Origin of the sequence: Myxococcus sp. CA039A, from assembly GCF_013336645.1 — a bacterium.
Classification (GTDB): Bacteria; Myxococcota; Myxococcia; order Myxococcales; family Myxococcaceae; genus Myxococcus; species Myxococcus llanfairpwllgwyngyllgogerychwyrndrobwllllantysiliogogogochensis.
In genome coordinates this window covers 1-403 of the sequence record NZ_JABUMQ010000826.1, presented here as the reverse complement: position 1 = coordinate 403, position 403 = coordinate 1, and the positions used below count along the sequence as shown (strand labels likewise).

The following is a 403-nucleotide window of genomic DNA, read 5'->3' as shown; positions in this document are numbered from 1 at the left end:
GGTATGTGCAGGCCACAGTGCCGGCCCATGACGCAGACACCCACAGCCCACGACGGATCGCCCCAGGACGGGGCGCCCGGACAGGCCCGCGCCCAGTTCACGGTCCCCGCCAAGCACCCGATGGTCACCCTGCTCGGCTCCGGTGACGCCCTGCTCCGAGTGATCGAGCGGTCGTTCCCGCAGGCGGACATCCACGTCCGGGGCAACCAGGTGAGCGCGGTCGGCGACGCGGCGGAAGTCGCGCTGATCCAGCGCCTGTTCGACGAGATGATGCTGGTGCTCCGCACCGGTCAGCCGATGACGGAGGACGCAGTGGAACGCTCGATCGCCATGCTCAGGGCGAGCGAGACCGGCTCGGAGGGCGGCGAGGAGACTCCCGCCGAGGTGCTCACCCAGAACATCC

1 pseudogene is annotated in these 403 nt (G+C 70.2%); it reads left to right on the top strand.

The features are described from left to right. Positions 1–27: 27 nt before the first annotated feature. Positions 28–403, top strand: a pseudogene (locus tag HR086_RS47795) (hypothetical protein); the annotation flags it as partial.